The 1,728-nt window shown below is 47.5% G+C and carries 2 protein-coding genes; both read right to left on the reverse strand.

Annotated features, from left to right (window positions below):
* Positions 1 to 1,181 (reverse strand): aldehyde dehydrogenase family protein (locus tag AC1TO6_RS21060; protein WP_482103540.1); only part of this gene is annotated, 1,181 nt, incomplete at its 3' end.
* A 20-nt stretch (positions 1,182 to 1,201) separates the two neighbouring features.
* Positions 1,202 to 1,728: dihydrodipicolinate synthase family protein (locus tag AC1TO6_RS21065; RefSeq protein WP_482103541.1), on the reverse strand; the 527-nt coding region annotated here is incomplete at its 5' end.

A 1,728-nucleotide genomic window follows, 5' to 3' on the forward strand; every position in this document is an offset into this window, starting at 1 on the left:
GCAATCGTCATATCGTCTTCTACATCTGCAAAAATCGTTGGTTGCACATAGTACCCTTTATCAAACGCTTTGCTGCCGCCTGCTACAAGGCGTGCACCTTCCGCTTTTCCTTTTTCGATATAGTCAAGAACCGTTTGTTGCTGTTTTGCTGAAACGAGTGGTCCCATTTCCGTTTCCGAATCCATACCAGGTCCGAGTTTCAGTGCATTTGCACGCTCGACTAACTCACTCACGACGCGGTCATAATGCGTCCGGTGAACGAATACGCGCGTACAAGCGCTACAGTTTTGACCATGGTTATACATCGTGCCGTTAAATGCCCCTTCAATTGCTTCTTCAAGGTTAGCATCTTCCAGGATGATGCTTGGCGATTTACCGCCAAGCTCAAGCGTAACACCTTTGAGCTGATCGGCTGCTTTACGCATAATGCCTTTTCCGACAGCCGTTGAACCCGTAAATGCAACTTTATCGACATCCTTATGTCCGACAATCGCATCTCCAGCAACTCGGCCGGCGCCAGGTACAACATTGACGACACCGTCAGGGAATCCGGCATCTTTGAATAGTTTTGCCACGTATAGCAGGGACAGTGGCGTTTCACTTGCAGGCTTGATGACAACGGTACAGCCGACTGCGAGTGCCGAACCGAGCTTCCAAGCAGCCATCGCAAGCGGGAAGTTCCAAGGAATAATTTGTCCAACGACACCGACAGCTTCATGAACAGTGTAATTTAAGTAATCCTTTGACACTGGGATTGTTTGTCCGACCATTTTCGTTGCCCAGCCCGCGTAGTATCTGAAATGCTGAACCGTGCCATCCACATCGTCTGCCAATGCGACTTCATACGGTTTGCCATTATCTAGTGCTTCCAGTTGTGCAAGCTCTTCACGGTTTTCTTCCAATAGATCTGCGAACTTATAGATGAGATGAGAACGTTCTGCTGTCTCCATCTTCGTCCATTCACCTTCATCAAATGCTTTTCTTGCGGCGGCAACCGCAGCATCGATATCTTCCGCTTGCGCCTCACTTACTTGCGCAATCACTTCTTCAGTCGCCGGATTAATGACGTCGAATGTTTTCCCACTAATTGCCGGTACATATGCTCCGTTAATATAAAGTCCTTTGACACCTTGTAAAAATTCTTGTACTTTCGGTTTTAATTTATAGTCAGTTGCTTCCATGCGTTTTCCGCCTCCATTTCTTAGTTAGTGACCGTTTCCAAGCTTTGTAGTAGTTCAATCAATTTCGCATCTTCCTCTTCACTAAGCGGAAGTCTTGGTCTGCGGCATGGTCCGCCTGCTAAACCTTGTAGGTCCATTGCTCTCTTGACGATTTGGACGTATTTTCCTGACCCTTCAAGGAATTCGCAAAGCGGTAGAAGTCTGTCATAAAGTGCCCAAGCCTTGTCCATTTCATTGTTTTGAACAAGGTTGTACAATTCCGTTACCTGGCGCGGTGCGATGTTCCCAGAGACGGAAATCCAGCCCGTCGCGCCGACAAGCAATGATTCGATCGCAAGGTCCTCAGAACCACAGAATACTTTGATGAACCCAGCACCTTGACGAGCGATATCACGCGCTTTACCGATGCCTCCGCTCGATTCTTTAATATGTGTAATGTTTTCAACGTCGCGTCCAACTTTTAGAATCGTTTCCGTACTGATGTCGACGCCTGATGTGAATGGGTTATTGTAGATCATCACCGGGAATTTAACCGATTCTGCAACAG

The organism is Sporosarcina sp. Y352, from assembly GCF_056786535.1.